Genomic DNA, 15,762 nt, shown 5'->3' with positions numbered 1-15,762 from the left:
ACGCGGCCCGGTGTCGGTGGTCGCGCCTAGACTCGATCCTCATGACCGGCCCCCTGATCGTGCAGAGCGATCGCACCGTCCTGCTCGAGGTCGCGCACCCGCAGGCCGGCGACGCCCGCCACGACCTGGCGGTGTTCGCGGAGCTCGAACGTGCCCCCGAGCACGTCCACACCTACCGCATCACCCGCCTCGGGCTGTGGAACGCGCGCGCCGCCGGCCACACGGCCGACGACATGCTCGAGACGCTCGAGAAGTACTCCAAGTTCCCGGTGCCGCAGAGCGTCAGCGTCGACATCGCCGAGACGGTCGCCCGCTACGGGCGCATCGTCATCGAGCGCGACGGCGACGCGCTGGTGCTGCGCGGCACCGACGACACGGTGCTGCGCGAGGTCACCCGGGTCAAGAAGATCGGCGAGCTGCTCGGCGTCAAGCGCAGCGACACGGTGTGGGAACTCCTGCCGTGGGCCCGCGGCGAGGTCAAGCAGCAGCTCGTCAAGCTCGGCTGGCCCGCAGAAGACCACGCCGGCTACACGCCCGGCACCCCGCACGCCATCGAGCTCGACCAGGCCGACTGGCACCTGCGCGGCTACCAGCAGCAGGCGATCGACAACTTCTTCGAGGGCGGCTCGGGGGTCGTCGTGCTGCCGTGCGGCGCGGGCAAGACGCTCGTCGGCGCCGGGGCCATGGCGGCCGCGGGCACGACCACGCTCATCCTCGTGACGAACACCGTCAGCGCGCGTCAGTGGCGCGACGAGCTGCTCAAGCGCACCTCCCTCACCGAGGACGAGATCGGCGAGTACTCGGGCTCGGTGAAAGAGGTCAAGCCGGTCACGATCGCGACCTACCAGATCCTCACCGCGCGGCGGGCGGGCAAGTACACGCACCTCTCGCTGCTCGACGCCCTCGACTGGGGGCTCGTCGTCTACGACGAGGTGCACCTCCTCCCGGCGCCCGTGTTCAAGCTGACCGCCGAGCTGCAGGCCCGGCGCCGCCTCGGCCTCACGGCCACGCTCGTCCGCGAGGACGGCCGTGAGGGCGACGTCTTCAGCCTCATCGGCCCCAAGCGCTTCGACGCTCCCTGGAAAGAGATCGAGGCCCAGGGCTACATCTCTCCTGCCAGCTGCTACGAGGTGCGGGTCGACCTGCCGCAGCACGACCGGCTCGAGTACGCCGCGTCCCCCGACGACGAGCGCTACCGCATCGCCGCGACGGCCCCGGCGAAGATCGACGTGGTCAAGCACCTCGTCGCCCGGCACGAGGGCGAGCAGATCCTCGTGATCGGGCAGTACCTCGACCAGCTCGACGAGCTCGCGGCGGTGCTCGGCGCGCCGACGCTCACGGGCGCGACGCCGATCGACGAGCGCGAACGGCTCTTCCAGGCGTTCCGCGACGGCGACGAGAAGGTGCTCGTCGTCTCGAAGGTCGCGAACTTCTCCGTCGACCTGCCCGAGGCCACGGTCGCGATCCAGGTGAGCGGCTCGTTCGGCTCGCGGCAAGAAGAGGCCCAGCGCCTCGGCCGCCTGCTGCGACCGAAGAAGTCGGGCCTGCCCGCCTCCTTCTACACGCTCGTCAGCCGCGACACCGTCGACCAGGACTTCGCCCAGAACCGCCAGCGCTTCCTCGCCGAGCAGGGCTACAGCTACACCATCCTCGACTCCCCGGCCCTGGCGGCATGAGCGACGAGCTCCACGACGGCGACCTGCCGCTCGGCGACGACGAGCTGTGGCGCGACTCGCTCCGTCGCGTCTTCCTCGCCGACCAGGCGCCCTACGCGACCTTCGGCCCCCTGGTCGCCTCGCTCGACCACGACGCCATCGCGTTCGTCGGCCAGCGCGCCCGCTTCGCCGAGTGGGACCCGGCCGTGGTCGTCGCCGTCGAGCGCTCCTACGAGGTGCAGGGCGGGCTCCACGCCGGCGCCGTCGTCATGGTCGTCACGTGGAGCCCCGACCCCGAGGTGCTCGAGCGCAGCGATCTCCTGGCCGGTTCGCCCGTCAAGGACCACCTCTTCGCCGGGCTCAGCGCGACCGGGACGCTCGACGACCTCGACGAGGCGCAGGTCGTGACGGCGGCGATCGAGCGGTTCCCGGGCTGGGAGGTGACGCGCGCCTCCGGCTACACGGCCGTGCTCGAGCGGCGCGACGGGGTCGACTTCACGCTGGCGGTGCCCGACGAGCTGCTCGAGCTGACCACGCGGGTCGCGCTCGTGCCCAACACCGAGTGGCCCGGTCGCCCGGCCGACTGACGGCGGGCCCGCTGCTGACTCCGGGTCGACATGCGACCGGCTCACAGCAAACGCCGAGGAGGCGCGCAGAGAATACCAGCATGAGTGACGGCCCCAAGATCCTGATCGTCGACGACGAGCCCAACATCCGCGACCTGCTGACCACGAGCCTCCGGTTCGCCGGGTTCGCCGTGCGTGCCGTCGGCAACGGTGCCCAGGCGATCTCGGCCGTGCTCGAGGAGGAGCCCGACCTCATCATCCTCGACGTGATGCTGCCCGACATGAACGGGTTCGGCGTGACCAAGCGTCTCCGCTCGTCGGGCTACACGTCGCCGATCCTCTTCCTCACCGCGAAGGACGACACGGAGGACAAGATCACCGGCCTCACCGTCGGCGGCGACGACTACGTGACCAAGCCCTTCAGCCTCGACGAGATCGTCGCCCGCATCAAGGCGATCCTCCGTCGCACCATGAACGAGGACGAGGACGCGATCATCCGCGCCGGCGAGCTCACGATGGACCAGGACACGCACGAGGTGACCATCGGCGAGACGGCGATCGAGCTCAGCCCGACCGAGTTCAAGCTGCTGCGCTACCTCATGCTCAACCCCAACCGCGTGCTGTCGAAGGCCCAGATCCTCGACCACGTGTGGGAGTACGACTTCAACGGCGACGCCGGCATCGTCGAGAGCTACATCTCGTACCTGCGCCGCAAGCTCGACCAGTTCTCGGCCGAGCCGATCATCCAGACGAAGCGCGGCTTCGGCTACATGCTGAAGGCCGCCAAGGCCTGAGCGGGCCGCCCGTCGTCATCGCCGTCCGTCCCTCCCCGGGGCGGGCGGCGATCGTCGTCCGGGCGTCCCCGGGGGCCTGGCCAGCGCCTCCCAGCCTGCTGCCGCTAGATTGACGCACGCCATGCACGAACGCCTCTCGCAGTGGTGGAACGAGATCTCCATCCGAACCAAGATCACCGGGATCACCGTCACCCTGGTGACCCTCGGCCTGCTCGTCGCCGGGCTCGGCACGATGACCGTGCTCAGCACCTACCTCTACGGCCAGGTCGACCGGTCGCTCAAGGCGGCCGCCGTCAGCTTCGAGGGCGCGACGCCGAACCAGACGAACGCGCAGACGTGCACGGTGACGTTCGGGGCCGCGAGCAGCAGCTACGTCGCGCTCTTCCGCGACGACGGCACGCGCATCTGCGACAACAGCGACGAGCTCGACGCCGGCACGAGCCCCGAGCTGACCTCGCTGCAGATACCGGCCGCCCCCGGCGGCGACGACGCCGTCAGCGTCTACAACACGGCCCACGACCAGCAGTGGCGCGTCTTCGCCTACGACGTCTCGCTCAAGCAGACCGGCACCGACGGCACGGTCGAGCAGATCGACGCCACCCTCGTGACCGGCACGAACCTCGCCGGCACCAACGCGACCATCGGCCGCTTCAGCGGCATCTTCCTCGGGTTCGGCGTCTCGGTGGTGGTCCTCGGGGCGGCCCTCACGCGCCTCCTCGTGACCTCGACCTTCTCGCCGCTGCGCGACGTCGAGCAGACGGCGGCGCGCTTCGCCGACGGCGACTTCAGCCAGCGGCTCGACTCGACGACCCCCAACACCGAGGTCGGCCGCCTCAACCGCTCGCTCAACACGATGCTCAGCCGCATCGACAGCGCGTTCGACGACCGCGCGAAGACGATCGATCAGATGCGCCGATTCGTCGGCGACGCGAGCCACGAGCTGCGCACGCCGCTCGTGAGCCTGCGGGGCTACGCCGAGCTGTACCGCATGGGCGCGCTCACGACGCCGGAGGACGTCGCCCAGGCGATGGACCGCATCGAGAAGGAGGCGATCCGCATGGGCGTTCTCGTCCAAGACCTCCTCCAGCTCGCCCGCCTCGACGAGTCGAAGCCGCTCGAGCTCGCACCCGTCGACCTCGCGGCCATCGCGCGCGACTCGGCCCTCGACACGATGGCGTCGAACCCCGACCGCGCCGTCACGGTGATCGTCCGCGACCCGGTCGTGACCGAGTCCGACGACCTGCCCGCCGACCTCGTCGACGCCCCCGCCGCGCCCGAGCAGCCGCTCGACGCCGGGGCCACGGGCCCGGTGTCGTTCGCCGGCGCCACCCTCGCCCGACTGCGGAGCCTCCGGGCCCGGGCCGTGCGGGCCACCGAGGTCACGGCCGCCACCACCGACGACGACCCCACCGGGCACGGCCCCGAGGCCCCGGCGATCGTGCTCGGCGACGAGAACAAGCTGCGCCAGATCGTCACCAACCTCATGGGCAACGCGATGCGCTTCACGGACCGCGGCAGCCCGATCGAGCTCGCGGTGCAGTCCGACCCGGGCCGGGGCGTCGCGACCATCGACATCGTCGACCACGGCGAGGGCATCCCGCCGCAGATCCGCGAGAAGATCTTCCAGCGGTTCTGGCGCGCCGACTCCTCCCGCACGCGCGACACGGGCGGCTCGGGGCTCGGCCTCGCCATCGTCTCGGGCATCGTCCAGGCGCACCAGGGCGAGGTCGACGTGCTCGACACCCCCGGCGGAGGCGCGACCTTCCGCGTCGCGCTCCCCCTCGTCCCCGAGGCCGGTGCGTCGGGCGACACGGCGACCGACGCCCTCGCGTCGACCGGCCCCGTCGGCGGCCCGTCCGCCGGCTGACGCGCCCCGCACGGCACGGCACGGCACGGCGCCGCGTTCCGTCCACCGCACCGGGCTGGCTGCGGATCGGGTCCGAGGCGCGGCGCGGGGGCCCTGACGCGCGTCCGCCCCACCACCGCACCGGGCTCCGTGCACCGCACCCGGACCAGGCGCGGTGCCGGGCCCGAGCGGCGGCGCCGTGGCCCCCAGCTCGCTCCGGCCGGGTACGCCGAAGGGCGGCTCCCCCGGAGGGGAACCGCCCTTGAGCGTGGTGCAGTCGCGGACTAGAAGTCCATGCCGCCCGTGGGGTCGCCGGCCGGGGCCGGGTTCTTCTCGGGCTTGTCGGCGACGACGGCCTCGGTCGTGAGGAACAGACCGGCGATCGACGCGGCGTTCTGCAGCGCCGAGCGCGTGACCTTGGCGGGGTCGATGATGCCGGCGGCGATCATGTCGACGTACTCGCCGGTCGCGGCGTTGAGGCCGTGACCGATGGGCAGGCCGCGGACCTTGTCGGCCACGACGCCGGGCTCCATGCCCGCGTTGAAGGCGATCTGCTTCAGCGGAGCGTCGATGGCGACGCGGACGATGTTCGCACCCGTCGCCTCGTCGCCCTCGAGCTGCAGCTCGGCGAGAGCGGTCTTGCCGGCCTGGATGAGGGCGACGCCACCACCGGCGACGATGCCCTCCTCGACGGCGGCCTTCGCGTTGCGGACGGCGTCCTCGATGCGGTGCTTGCGCTCCTTGAGCTCGACCTCCGTGGCCGCGCCGGCCTTGATGACGGCGACGCCGCCGGCGAGCTTGGCGAGGCGCTCCTGGAGCTTCTCGCGGTCGTAGTCGCTGTCGGTCGCCTCGATCTCGCTGCGGATCTGACGCACGCGACCGGCGATCTGCTCGGGGTCGCCCGCGCCCTCGACGATGGTGGTCTCGTCCTTGGTGATGACGACCTTGCGGGCACGACCGAGCAGGTCGAGCGTCGCGTTCTCGAGCTTGAGGCCGACCTCCTCGGCGATGACCTGGCCACCGGTGAGGATCGCGATGTCCTGCAGCTGTGCCTTGCGACGGTCGCCGAAGCCGGGGGCCTTGACGGCGACCGACTTGAAGATGCCACGGATCTTGTTGACGACCAGGGTCGCCAGCGCCTCGCCGTCGACGTCCTCGGCGATGATGAGCAGCTGCTTGCCGCTCTGGATCACCTTGTCGACGACGGGGAGGAGGTCCTTGATGTTCGAGATCTTCGAGTTGACGATGAGCACGTAGGCGTCCTCGAAGACGGCCTCCTGGCGCTCGGGGTCGGTCACGAAGTACTGCGACAGGTAGCCCTTGTCGAAGCGCATGCCCTCGGTCAGCTCGAGCTCGGTGCCGAAGGTGTTCGACTCCTCGACGGTGACGACGCCCTCCTTGCCGACCTTGTCGATGGCCTCGGCGATGAGCGCGCCGATGGTGGGGTCGGCGGCGGAGATCGACGCGGTCGCGGCGATCTGCTCCTTGGTCTCGATGTCCTTCGCGTCGGCGAGGAGCTGCGCGGAGACCGCGGCGGCGGCCTTCTCGATGCCGCGCTTGAGCGAGATGGGGTCGGCGCCGGCGGCGACGTTGCGGAGGCCCTCGCGGACGAGCGCCTGGGCGAGCACGGTGGCGGTGGTGGTGCCGTCGCCGGCGACGTCGTCGGTCTTCTTGGCGACCTCCTTGACGAGCTCGGCACCGATCTTCTCGAACGGGTCGTCGAGCTCGATCTCCTTGGCGATGGAGACGCCGTCGTTCGTGATGGTGGGGGCGCCCCACTTCTTCTCGAGGACGACGTTGCGGCCGCGCGGGCCGAGCGTGACCTTCACCGCGTCGGCCAGGATGTTCAGGCCACGCTCGAGGCCACGACGGGCCTCTTCGTCAAAAGCAATGATCTTAGCCATGTGTGTTTTTCGTCCCTCCCGGACGTCATGAAGCAGAAGCGTCTGGCACTCACCTGCGGCGAGTGCCAGAGCGATTCTGGCACTCCCACCAGGCGAGTGCAAGTGACGACGCCCGCCCCGGACGCCGCGACGCCGCCCGCTCGGGAGCGGGCGGCGTCGGCCGGGCGGACCGGACGGCTCAGGCGGGCCTGACCGACTCCGCCTGCGGGCCCTTGCTGCCGGTGCCCACCTCGAAGACGACCGCCTGGCCCTCCTCGAGCACCTTGTAGCCGCTCATGTCGATGGCCGAGTAGTGCACGAAGACGTCCTGCCCGCCTCCCTCGACCGTGATGAAGCCGAAGCCCTTCTCGGCGTTGAACCACTTGACGGTCCCCTGTGCCATGGTGTCGTTCCTCCTGCTGTGTCGTGCGCGGTGCGGCGTGCGGACGGACCGGGCCTCTGTGCCCGGGCCGGGTCGGCGCAATGACCTGCGCATCCGGCGTCCGCCACCGCGCGGGCACGCGGTCGACGGGCCGCCAGGGCGACCATGGACCCGATGCTAGGGGCGCCCAGGCCCGGGGCGACAGGGCTCCGCACCAGAAAGCGCACCTGCAGCTGTGCTGCGCTCATCTTTAAACATGCCCGAAACACAGGAGGCGCCGAGGGCGCCCGTGCAGGGCTCAGCCGGTGAAGTCGGCCCCGAGCACGACGGTCACGTCGGCGTCGGGGAAGGCCGTGCTCAGCTCGGTCGCGGTGACGCCGAGGGCCTGCGCCACGCCGAGCGCCGCGGCCGCGCCGTCGGCCGTCGAGTAGTAGACGATCGTCGACGGCGCGGTGCCGTCGGTGTTGCCCTGCAGGCCGACCGTCCAGCCCGCCGAGGTCAGCGTGCCCGACGCCGACGCCGCGAGCCCGGTCGTCGTCGTGCCGTTCAGCACGGCGATCGAGGTCGTCGCGGCCGCCTCCGCCGGGGTCGCCGCGGAGGCCGTCGGGGCGGGCGTCTCGGCGGCGCCGTCGGTCGCCCCTCCCGACGCGCCGTCGCCGGCGTCGTCGGTGGCCGGGTCGGAGGCCGCCGACGTCGAGGTCGGCGCCACGAACTGGAAGCTGTCGTTCAGCACGCCCAGGGCGACGACGCCCGCGCCCACGAGCACGCCGGTCGCGAGCGCAGCCCACGCGAGGACGATCCAGCCCCGCCCGCGGCGCGGCTCGGAGCGATGCGCCCCGACCCTCTGCAGGTCGCGGGGCACGTCGTCGAAGCGGTCGCGGGGGTACGTCGGCATGGTGTCGTGGCGTTCTTCCGGTTCAGCGGGGCGTGGGCCCGAACGAGCGGTCCGAGCGGGCCTGTGCCCGCCGGTCGCGGAGGCGCAGCAGGCGTCCCACGACCAGGGGCGCGTACGCCAGTGCAGCGGGTCGTTCTATGAGGGAGCCCAACAACTGCTGGTAGCGGACGATGCCGAGGCCGAGCTCGCGTCGGACGAGCGCCTCCTTCTGCCCGCTCGAGGCGGGGGCCCGCTGCTCCAGGTCGAGGATCGCACGGTCGCGGTCGGACAGCGCGCTCGCGCGCACGTCGCCTGCCTGCTGTCTCTCGTCGGTCACCCGTCGCCCTCTCGGTCCGGGCCAGCCTAGAGCCGTGTCGCGCGCCCCTCGCGGAGGCGGCGCGCGGTTCGGGCTCATCCGTGCAGCAACGTCAGCCGGGTGCCGTGCGCGTCCCCGAGGGCGATCGGCTCGCCGTCGAGGGCGAGCACCGCGAAGGCGTCCGGCCCCGTGACCGGCGGGTCGACGACGGGCCCGACGTCGTGCAGCAGGTCGGCGCGCTCGTACGAGACCCAGTGCGCGTCGAGCGCGCGGACCGCGTCCACGAACTGCTGCCGGCGACGGCCCGGCAGGTAGACGAGCGTGCCCGTCGAGACGACGACGAGCCGGGCCGAGGGCGGGGCGAGGGCCGCGACCCGGGCGAGGTCGTCGACCGCGTCGCCGCGCTCCAGGCGAGGAGGCGCGGTGCGCGCCATCGAGACCGCCCGCGCCAGCAGCGCGGTGCGGTCCGTGGGCCCCGGCGGCAGCAGGGTCTCGAGCCAGGCGACGTCGTCGTCGTCGAGCACGTCGAGCGGGTCGAGGTCGAGTCCGCCGCGCCAGGCCACCTCGGGCACGACCGGCCGCCCGACCGGCCCCGACACGTCGACGGAGACGCGCACCGTGCTGTCGACGTCGCCCCACGTCCGGCCGCCGCCCTCGTACGCGACCCGGTCGGGGTAGAGGCAGAGGCCCGCCGACGCACCGACCTCGAGCAGCGCCACCGGCCCCTCGAGGCGCGCCAGCGCGAGCGACAGCGGGGCGCTCCGCCGCACGTCGTTGGTCTGCACCGACCGGCGCCCGAGCTCGGCCACGAGCTCGGCGGCGTGGCCGAGGACCCACTCGCGGAGGCGCGACCAGGGCCCCGGGGACGCGCCCAGCCACCGGCACGTGGCGAGCACGAGGACGGGCTGGCGCCGCGCCTCCGGCGCCGCCTCGACGACGCGGAGGACGTCGTCGTCGCCCGCGACGCCGCGGGCCCACTCGGCGTAGACGGGCGACCCCTCGGCCTCGGCGGCGACCGCGTAGGCCCGGAACCGGTCGGCGAGCTGCACGGGGCGAGTCTAGGAGCCGTCCGTCGGACGCACCGGGCCGGGGCGGCGGAATGACTGTCGGCGGCACCGTGTTGAATGAGGTCGTCCCCACCGTCAGAAGGAGTGAACATGGCGAACGAGCCCACCTCGTACCAGGTCGAGAAGAGCGACGCCGAGTGGCGTGAAGAACTGACCGCCGACGAGTACGCGGTGCTGCGCCAGGCCGCGACCGAGCGCCCCTGGACGGGCGAGCTGCTCGACGAGAGCCGCGCCGGCGTCTACGCCTGCGCCGCCTGCGGCGCCGAGCTGTTCAAGAGCGGCACCAAGTTCGACAGCGGCTGCGGCTGGCCGAGCTTCTACGAGTCGGTCGACCCGGCCGCCGTGCAGCTGATCGACGACACGAGCATGGGCATGGTCCGCACCGAGGTGCGCTGCGCCACCTGCGGCTCGCACCTCGGCCACGTCTTCCCCGACGGCTTCGGCACGCCCACCGGCGACCGGTACTGCATGAACTCGGTGTCGCTCGACTTCACGGCCGCCGACGACGCAGGCTTGAAGTGACGACCGTCGCCGACGCCGCGCGTCGGCGACGGTCCCGCTCGAAGGTCGACGACGTCGCCCCGTCGCGCGAGCAGCTGCTCGACGCGGTGCAGGCGGCGGCGACGGTGGCCGACCACTCGTCGCTGCGTCCGTGGCGCCTCGTCGAGTTCCGCGGTGACGACCGCCGGCTGATCGGGCGGTCCATCGCGGCGGCCGAGGGCGCCGACCACAAGGGCGTCGAGAAGCTCGAGCAGAAGTCGCTGCGAGCACCGCTCGTGCTCGCCGTCGTGCTGTCGCCCGTCGAGAGCCGCAAGGTGCCGACGTGGGAACAAGAGTCGGTGGCGTCCGGCGTCGCCCACCTGCTCTCGCTCGTCCTCGACGACGAGGGCTGGGGCGTGATGTGGCGCACCGGCCTGAGCACGAGGGCCGAGGCCGTCCGCGAGGCCCACGGGCTGCGGGCGGGCGAGGAGCTGCTGGGCTGGCTCTACGTCGGCGGGGTCGACCCCGAGCGCGACGCCAAGCCGCGCAAGCTCGTCGACGCCGAGCAGTTCGTCAGCACGCCTCCGCGCCCCTGACGCCTCGGGTCGAACAGCGGCTGCCGGGCGCCGGGCGGCTCAGGCCCTCGCTACCAGGAGCGGTCGCTGGTGCCGAGGACGCTGATCGGCAGGCCGAACGACGCCGTCATGGCGACGATGCCGGCGAAGAAGACGAGGGCGTTCGGCTCACCCTGCCCGAACGAGTAGGCGAAGAGGGCGAAGCTGACGAACAGCAGCGCCAGGGCGCCGATCGCGGTCAGGATGGTGGACATGGGGGCTCCTCGTCGTCACGGGTGGTCGTGCGGCGCGCGGGCACCGCTCCCCTACTTCACCACCTCCGACCCGTCGGGCGCCAATCGCGGGGTCGCCCGGGCGATCGGTAAGATGGGCTCGTCAGCCGCCTTGGCGCAGTCCGGTAGCGCAGTGCTCTTGTAAAGCGAAGGTCGTCGGTTCGAATCCGACAGGCGGCTCCCCCGGCCCCGTGCCCCCACCGAGTGGGCGGCGCGGGGCCTTCCTCATGCCGCGACCAGCGATCCGACGTGGCGCCGGTGTCCCCCGGTGATCACGCAGCCGACGGGGTACGACCGTGTCGACAGACCGACCAGGATGCCCCCGCGCGGGGGCGACCCGAGGGGGGGCTAGACACAAGAGCACCCTGCGTTCAGTGTTTTGAGTGGCTCGAGAGCCCCGAAACTCTCGCACCGGGCTGTACCCCGATCTCACGGTCACCACGTCACGATCCCTCGCCCCAGCACCCTCGCTTGCCCTTCCTTGTCAGCTCCGACGGAAGGCCACGTCGAACCATGCGTTCACGTAACCCACGCACTCCCCTGCGACGCAGCACCCTCACCGCAGGCATCACCCTCACCGCAGCACTGGTCGCCGGCTTCGCGACCCCCGCGTCCGCTGCCGAGGGCTCCGCGAGCGCCGGCACGCCCACCGACGCCGCCGCCGCCTCGACGACCCTGCCGAAGGGGAACCTGAACGGCTGGCGCCAGGTCCTCACGGACGACTTCGCCACGCCCGTCGCGAAGGGCTCGTTCCCCGGCCCGTACGCGAAGCAGTGGATGACCTACGACGGCTTCGGCGACACGTGGGGCATCGGCCAGTACGACAAGGACATCCTCTCGGTGCACGACAGCGTGCTCGACCTGCACCTGCACACCGCCGCCGACGGTCGCCCCCGCGCCGCGGCGCCGATCCCCCTCGTCGACGGGAAGTGGGGCGGCCAGGTCTACGGGCGCTACAGCGTCCGCATGAAGGCCGACCAGCTCAAGGGCTACGGCACCGCCTTCCTCCTCTGGGACGACGAGAACAACTGGTCGAACGGGGAGATCAACTTCCCCGAGGGCAGCCTGGACGGCAAGACGAACGCGTTCAACCACGTGATCGGCAACCCGCAGAACAACGACCTCGCCGTCGGCACGGGCAAGACCTACGCCGACTGGCACACCTACACGATCGACTGGAAGCCCGGGTCGATCACGTACCTCCTCGACGGCGCCGTCGTCGCGAAGACCACGACGAACGTGCCGACGACCCCGATGCACTGGGTGCTGCAGACCGCGACCGACGGCAGCACGCCGGCCAAGGACGTCTCGGGCCACCTGCAGATCGACTGGGTGACGCAGTACGCGTACGACACCAAGGCGACCGCCCCGAGCAGCCCCGCCCCGGCCCCGACGACGCCCGCGCCGTCGCCGACGCCGACCACCAAGCCCACCCCGAAGCCGAGCCCGTCGCCGACCCCGACGCCCGCACCGACCACCCCGGCTCCGGCACCGACGACCCCGGCACCGGCACCGGCACCGGCACCGACGACCCCGGCACCGTCCCCCTCGCCGACCCCGGGCCCCGTCGTGGACCGCGTCTCCGGCAGCGACCGCTACGCGAGCAGCGTGGCGATCTCGAAGGCCGCCTACCCCGGCAAGGCGAACGTCGTCTACGTCGTGACCGGCGAGAAGTACCCCGACGCCCTGTCCGCCGGTCCCGCCGCCGTCCACGAGGGCGGTCCGGTCCTCCTGACGAAGGCGAACTCGCTGCCCTCCGTCGTGGCCGCCGAGATCCGTCGCCTGTCGCCGAAGCGCATCGTCGTCGTCGGCGGACCGGCCTCGGTCTCCGACCGGGTCGTCTCCGAGCTCAAGAAGATCCAGCGCAACACCGTCCGCATCGGCGGCTCGAGCCGGTACGAGACCTCGCGGAACGTCGCGGCCTACGCCTTCGGCAAGTCCGGCTCGTGGGCGGCGTTCGTCGCCACCGGCGAGAACTTCCCCGACGCCCTGAGCGCGGGCAGCGCGGCCGGGGCGCACGACGCTCCGGTGCTGCTCGTGCGCGGCTCGTCGTCGACCGTCGACGCGGCGTCCACCAAGACGCTGAAGGACCTCGGCGTCTCGAGCGTCGCCGTCGTCGGCGGCCCGGTGGCGGTCTCGACGGGCGCCGAGTCGACGCTCCGTCGGTCGTTCGACACGCAGCGGATCGGCGGCAGCAACCGCTACGTCGTGTCGGCGGGCATCAACGCCCTGGCCTTCGACGACGCCGACCGCGTCTTCCTCGCCACCGGCACGAAGGCCCCCGACGCGCTCTCGGGCACGGGCTGGACCGGCACCCTCCCCGCTCCCCTCTTCACCGTCAAGCCGACCTGCGTGCCGGCCGAGGTCCTCAAGCAGATCAGGGAGCTCGGCGCCACGAAGGTGACGCTGATCGGCGGACCGGCGTCGCTCACCTCGGACGTCTCGAAGCTGAAGCGCTGCTGACGACGCCGTCCCGCGCCTCCCGACCCTCGGGAGGCGCGGGGCACGTCACCCCTCGAGCTCCCGGAGCAGGGCGGTCAGCCCCGCCACGAGCCCGGCCCGCACGTCGCCGTCGAGGCGCGAGACCATCTCGCCCTCGGCGGCGATCTGCACGTCCAGGACGTCGTGGAGCAGGGCCCGCCCCCGCGGCGTCGGCGTGACGAGGTATCCGCGGCCGTCGTCGGGGTTGTCTCGCTTCTCGAGGAGGCCGGCCTGGCCGAGCAGCCGGATGCGCTTGGTCACGGCGGGCGCCGACAGCAGGGTCTCGTCGGCGACGGCGGTCGGCGTCATCGGTCCGTCGTGGCGCACGAGCGCCGCGAGCACGTCGAAGTCGGTGCGGCCGAGCCCGAACTCGCGGAGCAGCTCGTCGCTCTGCCGCTGGATGAGGCGACCGGCCCGGGTCACCCTCCCGATCACGAGGATCGGCGCGACGTCGAGGTCGGGCCTGAGGAGCTGCCAGCGGTCGTGGACGATCTCGATGGCGTCGGTCATGGGTTGAGACTAGCGATGCTTCACCCGTAAACTACTGACCGTCAGTGATTCACCCGTGAAGCAGTTCGACGACGAGCTCCCGTCCGCCCCTCCGAGGACTCCGTGTCGACCCCCGTCTCCCCGCCCGCCCGCGAGCGCCTCCTGCCGCGCCCGCGCGACCTCGTCCGCCTCGGCCCGCACGACGGGGCGCACGTGCCCGCCGCCCGGGTCGCCGTCTCCGTCGTCGTGCCGCTCGTCGTCCTCGCCGTGATCGGGCACGTCGAGTGGGCGCCGTACGCCGTGTTCGGCGCCTTCGCCTCCGCCTACGGCCGCGGCCTCGGCCGCTTCCGTCGCGTCGGCGTGCAGCTCGAGGCCGGTGCCGGGCTCGTCGCCTGCGTGCTGCTCGGGGCGACGCTCGCGACCACGGCCGCCCCCGCGTGGGTCGTCGTGGGCGTCATCGCGCTCGTCGCCGGGGCCGCCTCGCTCGTGGCGGACCTCCGACGCTGGGCCCCGCCCGGCCCTCTCTTCTTCGTCTTCGGGCTGGGCGTGTGCGCGTTCCTGCCGAGCGCCTCCTCGTCGGTGGCCGCGGCGGCGGTGGTCGCGCCGGCGAGCCTCGCCCTGGCGGTCGTCGCGTCATTGGCCGGCCTGCTGCTGCCCGCGGGCCGTCGCGCCCTCCGGTCCGAGGGCGGCACGGCCTGGCGCCGCGAGCTCGCACCGCTCGACCGGCGTCGCGCCCTCGTGCACGCCGGCATCTGCCTCGTCGGCAGCCTCGCGGCGGGGGGCACGAGCCTCGCGCTGGGGTTCGAGAACCCGTACTGGGCGATGGTGTCGGCGGTCGTGCCCGTCGTCGGCCGCGCCACGTCGACGCAGCTCGTCCGGGCCGGGCACCGGCTCGTCGGCACCCTGCTCGGCGTGGGACTCGCGGCGCTCCTGCTCGCCGCGCGACCGAGCGAGGTCGCCCTCATCGCGGCGTTCGGCGTGCTGCAGTTCGCGGCCGAGCTGACCGTCGCGCGCAACTACGGGCTGACCCTGCTGGCGATCACCCCGATGGCGCTCGGCATGCGCGCCCTGGGCGGGCCCGTCGACGTCGGCGAGCTCGTGGCCTGGCGGGCGATCGACACGGCGCTCGGCGTCGGGGTCGCGGTGGTGCTGCTGCTCGCCACGCACCGTCTGCGGGCCGGGCGCGCCCGCTGAGGGACGAGCGCGGCTCAGCCCTGCTGCGCCCTCGCCCGTCGGCCCTCGCGACCCCACCAGACGAGGTCGGCCACGCCCTGCACGATGAGCACGAGCGCCACGACGGTGATGACGATCGACATCGGCGTGACCGGCTGGGTCGCGAGCGACATCACCTGCACGACGAGCCCGAAGGCGCCCACGACGGCCTCGAGCACCGGGGGCAGCACGGCGCCCGTCTTGGTCAGGGTCCACCACGGTCGCCGCAGGTCGGTCATGCCGCCGATCGTAGTGCGCCCCGGCCGCCGCCCGCTGAGGCCCCGGAGCCCGGCCCGCCGATCAGTCGAGGGCGACGACCCGGGTCGCGGCGGGCGCGCGCGTGACCACACGGACCGGCCGGAGGCGCGGCCCCGGCTACCCTGTCCGCATGAGACGCGAGACCGTCCCGGTCGACCCCGACGTGCCGAACTGGCTGCTGACGAAGCGCGGCGGCGTCGTCACCCCCGCGCTGACGATCCTCTGCGGCCTCCTGCTCGTGGCGAGCATCGTCGCGAGCATCGCCGTGGGCGGCGGCTCGTTCACCGTGGTCGCGGCGCTGGTCGTGCTGGCCGGCGTGGCGGGCGTCGTGTGGGCGGTCGTGGACCTGGCGTGGTGGTCGCGCGGCGACCGTCGTCGCATCGTGAAGCTGCCCCGCGAGCCCGGTGCGTGAGCTCCGCGGGTCGCCGCCCCGCGCCTCCGGCGCCGGCGCCCCCGTGGGTCGCGCGGCCCGGACGGGGCGACGCATGCCGAGCGGGGCATGGCTGTGCCCCGCCGACCTGGCAACCTGCCAGACGACGGGGCCGTAAACTCGGTAGATGCACCACACCGGTGCCCACGCTCTCCCGGCTCCCGAACGTACGGATCGTTCGG

17 protein-coding genes and 1 tRNA gene are annotated in these 15,762 nt (G+C 72.7%); 10 read left to right on the top strand and 8 right to left on the bottom strand.

What is annotated here, in order from left to right; all coding sequences use genetic code 11:
- The first annotated feature begins 41 nt into the window (after nucleotides 1-41).
- The 4 genes from EDF38_RS10415 (at nucleotide 42) to EDF38_RS10400 (ending at nucleotide 4,882) form a co-directional block, all read left to right on the top strand.
- A complete protein-coding gene (locus tag EDF38_RS10415) occupies nucleotides 42-1,676 on the top strand; it encodes a DNA repair helicase XPB (protein ID WP_123355368.1) in 1,635 nt (544 codons plus the stop codon).
- Nucleotides 1,673-2,242: a hypothetical protein gene (locus EDF38_RS10410; RefSeq protein WP_123355367.1), complete on the top strand. Its 570-nt coding sequence runs from the start codon at nucleotides 1,673-1,675 to the stop codon at nucleotides 2,240-2,242. Before EDF38_RS10415 ends, EDF38_RS10410 begins: the two co-directional genes overlap by 4 nt.
- 80 nt (nucleotides 2,243-2,322) lie before the next feature.
- On the top strand, nucleotides 2,323-3,015 hold the full coding sequence (locus EDF38_RS10405) for a response regulator transcription factor (protein ID WP_123355366.1): 693 nt from the start codon (nucleotides 2,323-2,325) through the stop codon (nucleotides 3,013-3,015).
- A gap of 121 nt (nucleotides 3,016-3,136) precedes the next feature.
- Complete coding sequence (locus tag EDF38_RS10400; RefSeq protein WP_123355365.1) at nucleotides 3,137-4,882, top strand: cell wall metabolism sensor histidine kinase WalK; 1,746 nt, start codon at nucleotides 3,137-3,139, stop codon at nucleotides 4,880-4,882.
- 263 nt (nucleotides 4,883-5,145) lie between these two features.
- Here the strand turns inward: EDF38_RS10400 and groL are convergent, their stop codons facing one another.
- From groL to EDF38_RS10375, 5 genes are all read right to left on the bottom strand, one after another.
- Nucleotides 5,146-6,765 (bottom strand): chaperonin GroEL, encoded by a 1,620-nt coding sequence (gene groL / locus EDF38_RS10395; RefSeq protein ID WP_123355364.1) that lies wholly within the window; start codon nucleotides 6,763-6,765, stop codon nucleotides 5,146-5,148.
- Nucleotides 6,766-6,943: 178 nt separating this feature from the next.
- Nucleotides 6,944-7,147, bottom strand: a complete 204-nt coding sequence (locus EDF38_RS10390) for a cold-shock protein (protein ID WP_123355363.1) — start codon at nucleotides 7,145-7,147, stop codon at nucleotides 6,944-6,946.
- Between the two features lie 277 nt (nucleotides 7,148-7,424).
- A complete protein-coding gene (locus EDF38_RS10385) occupies nucleotides 7,425-8,021 on the bottom strand; it encodes a LytR C-terminal domain-containing protein (protein WP_123355362.1) in 597 nt (198 codons plus the stop codon).
- Between the two features lie 22 nt (nucleotides 8,022-8,043).
- Nucleotides 8,044-8,337, bottom strand: a complete 294-nt coding sequence (locus EDF38_RS10380) for a DUF3263 domain-containing protein (protein WP_233572386.1) — start codon at nucleotides 8,335-8,337, stop codon at nucleotides 8,044-8,046.
- A 74-nt stretch (nucleotides 8,338-8,411) separates the two neighbouring features.
- On the bottom strand, nucleotides 8,412-9,365 hold the full coding sequence (locus EDF38_RS10375) for a DUF2332 domain-containing protein (RefSeq protein ID WP_123355360.1): 954 nt from the start codon (nucleotides 9,363-9,365) through the stop codon (nucleotides 8,412-8,414).
- A 108-nt stretch (nucleotides 9,366-9,473) separates the two neighbouring features.
- Here EDF38_RS10375 and msrB point away from each other — a divergent pair, with 108 nt between their 5' ends.
- The gene (gene msrB, locus EDF38_RS10370) at nucleotides 9,474-9,905 is read left to right on the top strand and encodes a peptide-methionine (R)-S-oxide reductase MsrB (RefSeq protein ID WP_123355359.1); all 432 of its coding nucleotides are present in this window, start codon (nucleotides 9,474-9,476) and stop codon (nucleotides 9,903-9,905) included.
- Nucleotides 9,902-10,459 carry a nitroreductase family protein gene (locus EDF38_RS10365; RefSeq protein ID WP_123355358.1) on the top strand — a complete coding sequence of 186 codons (558 nt, stop codon included), beginning with the start codon at nucleotides 9,902-9,904 and terminating at the stop codon, nucleotides 10,457-10,459. The genes msrB and EDF38_RS10365 overlap by 4 nt, the downstream gene beginning before the upstream one ends.
- 50 nt (nucleotides 10,460-10,509) lie before the next feature.
- Here EDF38_RS10365 and EDF38_RS10360 read toward each other — a convergent pair whose 3' ends face one another.
- Complete coding sequence (locus EDF38_RS10360; protein WP_123355357.1) at nucleotides 10,510-10,692, bottom strand: hypothetical protein; 183 nt, start codon at nucleotides 10,690-10,692, stop codon at nucleotides 10,510-10,512.
- A gap of 124 nt (nucleotides 10,693-10,816) precedes the next feature.
- Here EDF38_RS10360 and EDF38_RS10355 point away from each other — a divergent pair.
- Nucleotides 10,817-10,890, top strand: a tRNA-Thr gene (locus EDF38_RS10355).
- Nucleotides 10,891-11,223: 333 nt separating this feature from the next.
- Nucleotides 11,224-13,173: a cell wall-binding repeat-containing protein gene (locus EDF38_RS10350; RefSeq protein WP_123355356.1), complete on the top strand. Its 1,950-nt coding sequence runs from the start codon at nucleotides 11,224-11,226 to the stop codon at nucleotides 13,171-13,173.
- Between the two features lie 45 nt (nucleotides 13,174-13,218).
- Here the strand turns inward: EDF38_RS10350 and EDF38_RS10345 are convergent, their stop codons facing one another.
- Nucleotides 13,219-13,701 carry a MarR family winged helix-turn-helix transcriptional regulator gene (locus EDF38_RS10345; protein ID WP_123355355.1) on the bottom strand — a complete coding sequence of 161 codons (483 nt, stop codon included), beginning with the start codon at nucleotides 13,699-13,701 and terminating at the stop codon, nucleotides 13,219-13,221.
- Nucleotides 13,702-13,803: 102 nt separating this feature from the next.
- Here EDF38_RS10345 and EDF38_RS10340 point away from each other — a divergent pair, with 102 nt between their 5' ends.
- Nucleotides 13,804-14,874, top strand: coding sequence for an FUSC family protein (locus EDF38_RS10340; protein WP_123355354.1), 1,071 nt, complete (start codon nucleotides 13,804-13,806; stop codon nucleotides 14,872-14,874).
- 14 nt (nucleotides 14,875-14,888) lie between these two features.
- Here EDF38_RS10340 and EDF38_RS10335 read toward each other — a convergent pair whose 3' ends face one another.
- Nucleotides 14,889-15,131, bottom strand: coding sequence for a hypothetical protein (locus EDF38_RS10335; protein ID WP_123355353.1), 243 nt, complete (start codon nucleotides 15,129-15,131; stop codon nucleotides 14,889-14,891).
- 149 nt (nucleotides 15,132-15,280) lie between these two features.
- Between EDF38_RS10335 and EDF38_RS10330 the strand changes: the two genes are divergently transcribed.
- On the top strand, nucleotides 15,281-15,562 hold the full coding sequence (locus EDF38_RS10330) for a hypothetical protein (RefSeq protein WP_123355352.1): 282 nt from the start codon (nucleotides 15,281-15,283) through the stop codon (nucleotides 15,560-15,562).
- The last annotated feature ends 200 nt before the right edge of the window (nucleotides 15,563-15,762 follow it).

Source organism: Frigoribacterium sp. PhB160 (genome assembly GCF_003751785.1).
Classification (GTDB): Bacteria; Actinomycetota; Actinomycetes; order Actinomycetales; family Microbacteriaceae; genus Frigoribacterium.
Note: the sequence above shows the minus strand (reverse complement) of the source record. Positions and strands in the feature narration are given on the sequence as shown.

Coding starts and splice junctions, on each gene's coding strand:
- EDF38_RS10415 (WP_123355368.1), top strand. CDS start 42: ATGACCGGCCCCCTGATCGTGCAGAGCGATCGCACCGTCCTGCTCGAG.
- EDF38_RS10410 (WP_123355367.1), top strand. CDS start 1,673: ATGAGCGACGAGCTCCACGACGGCGACCTGCCGCTCGGCGACGACGAG.
- EDF38_RS10405 (WP_123355366.1), top strand. CDS start 2,323: ATGAGTGACGGCCCCAAGATCCTGATCGTCGACGACGAGCCCAACATC.
- EDF38_RS10400 (WP_123355365.1), top strand. CDS start 3,137: ATGCACGAACGCCTCTCGCAGTGGTGGAACGAGATCTCCATCCGAACC.
- groL (WP_123355364.1), bottom strand. CDS start 6,765: ATGGCTAAGATCATTGCTTTTGACGAAGAGGCCCGTCGTGGCCTCGAG.
- EDF38_RS10390 (WP_123355363.1), bottom strand. CDS start 7,147: ATGGCACAGGGGACCGTCAAGTGGTTCAACGCCGAGAAGGGCTTCGGC.
- EDF38_RS10385 (WP_123355362.1), bottom strand. CDS start 8,021: ATGCCGACGTACCCCCGCGACCGCTTCGACGACGTGCCCCGCGACCTG.
- msrB (WP_123355359.1), top strand. CDS start 9,474: ATGGCGAACGAGCCCACCTCGTACCAGGTCGAGAAGAGCGACGCCGAG.
- EDF38_RS10360 (WP_123355357.1), bottom strand. CDS start 10,692: ATGTCCACCATCCTGACCGCGATCGGCGCCCTGGCGCTGCTGTTCGTC.
- EDF38_RS10350 (WP_123355356.1), top strand. CDS start 11,224: ATGCGTTCACGTAACCCACGCACTCCCCTGCGACGCAGCACCCTCACC.
- EDF38_RS10345 (WP_123355355.1), bottom strand. CDS start 13,701: ATGACCGACGCCATCGAGATCGTCCACGACCGCTGGCAGCTCCTCAGG.
- EDF38_RS10335 (WP_123355353.1), bottom strand. CDS start 15,131: ATGACCGACCTGCGGCGACCGTGGTGGACCCTGACCAAGACGGGCGCC.
- EDF38_RS10330 (WP_123355352.1), top strand. CDS start 15,281: ATGAGACGCGAGACCGTCCCGGTCGACCCCGACGTGCCGAACTGGCTG.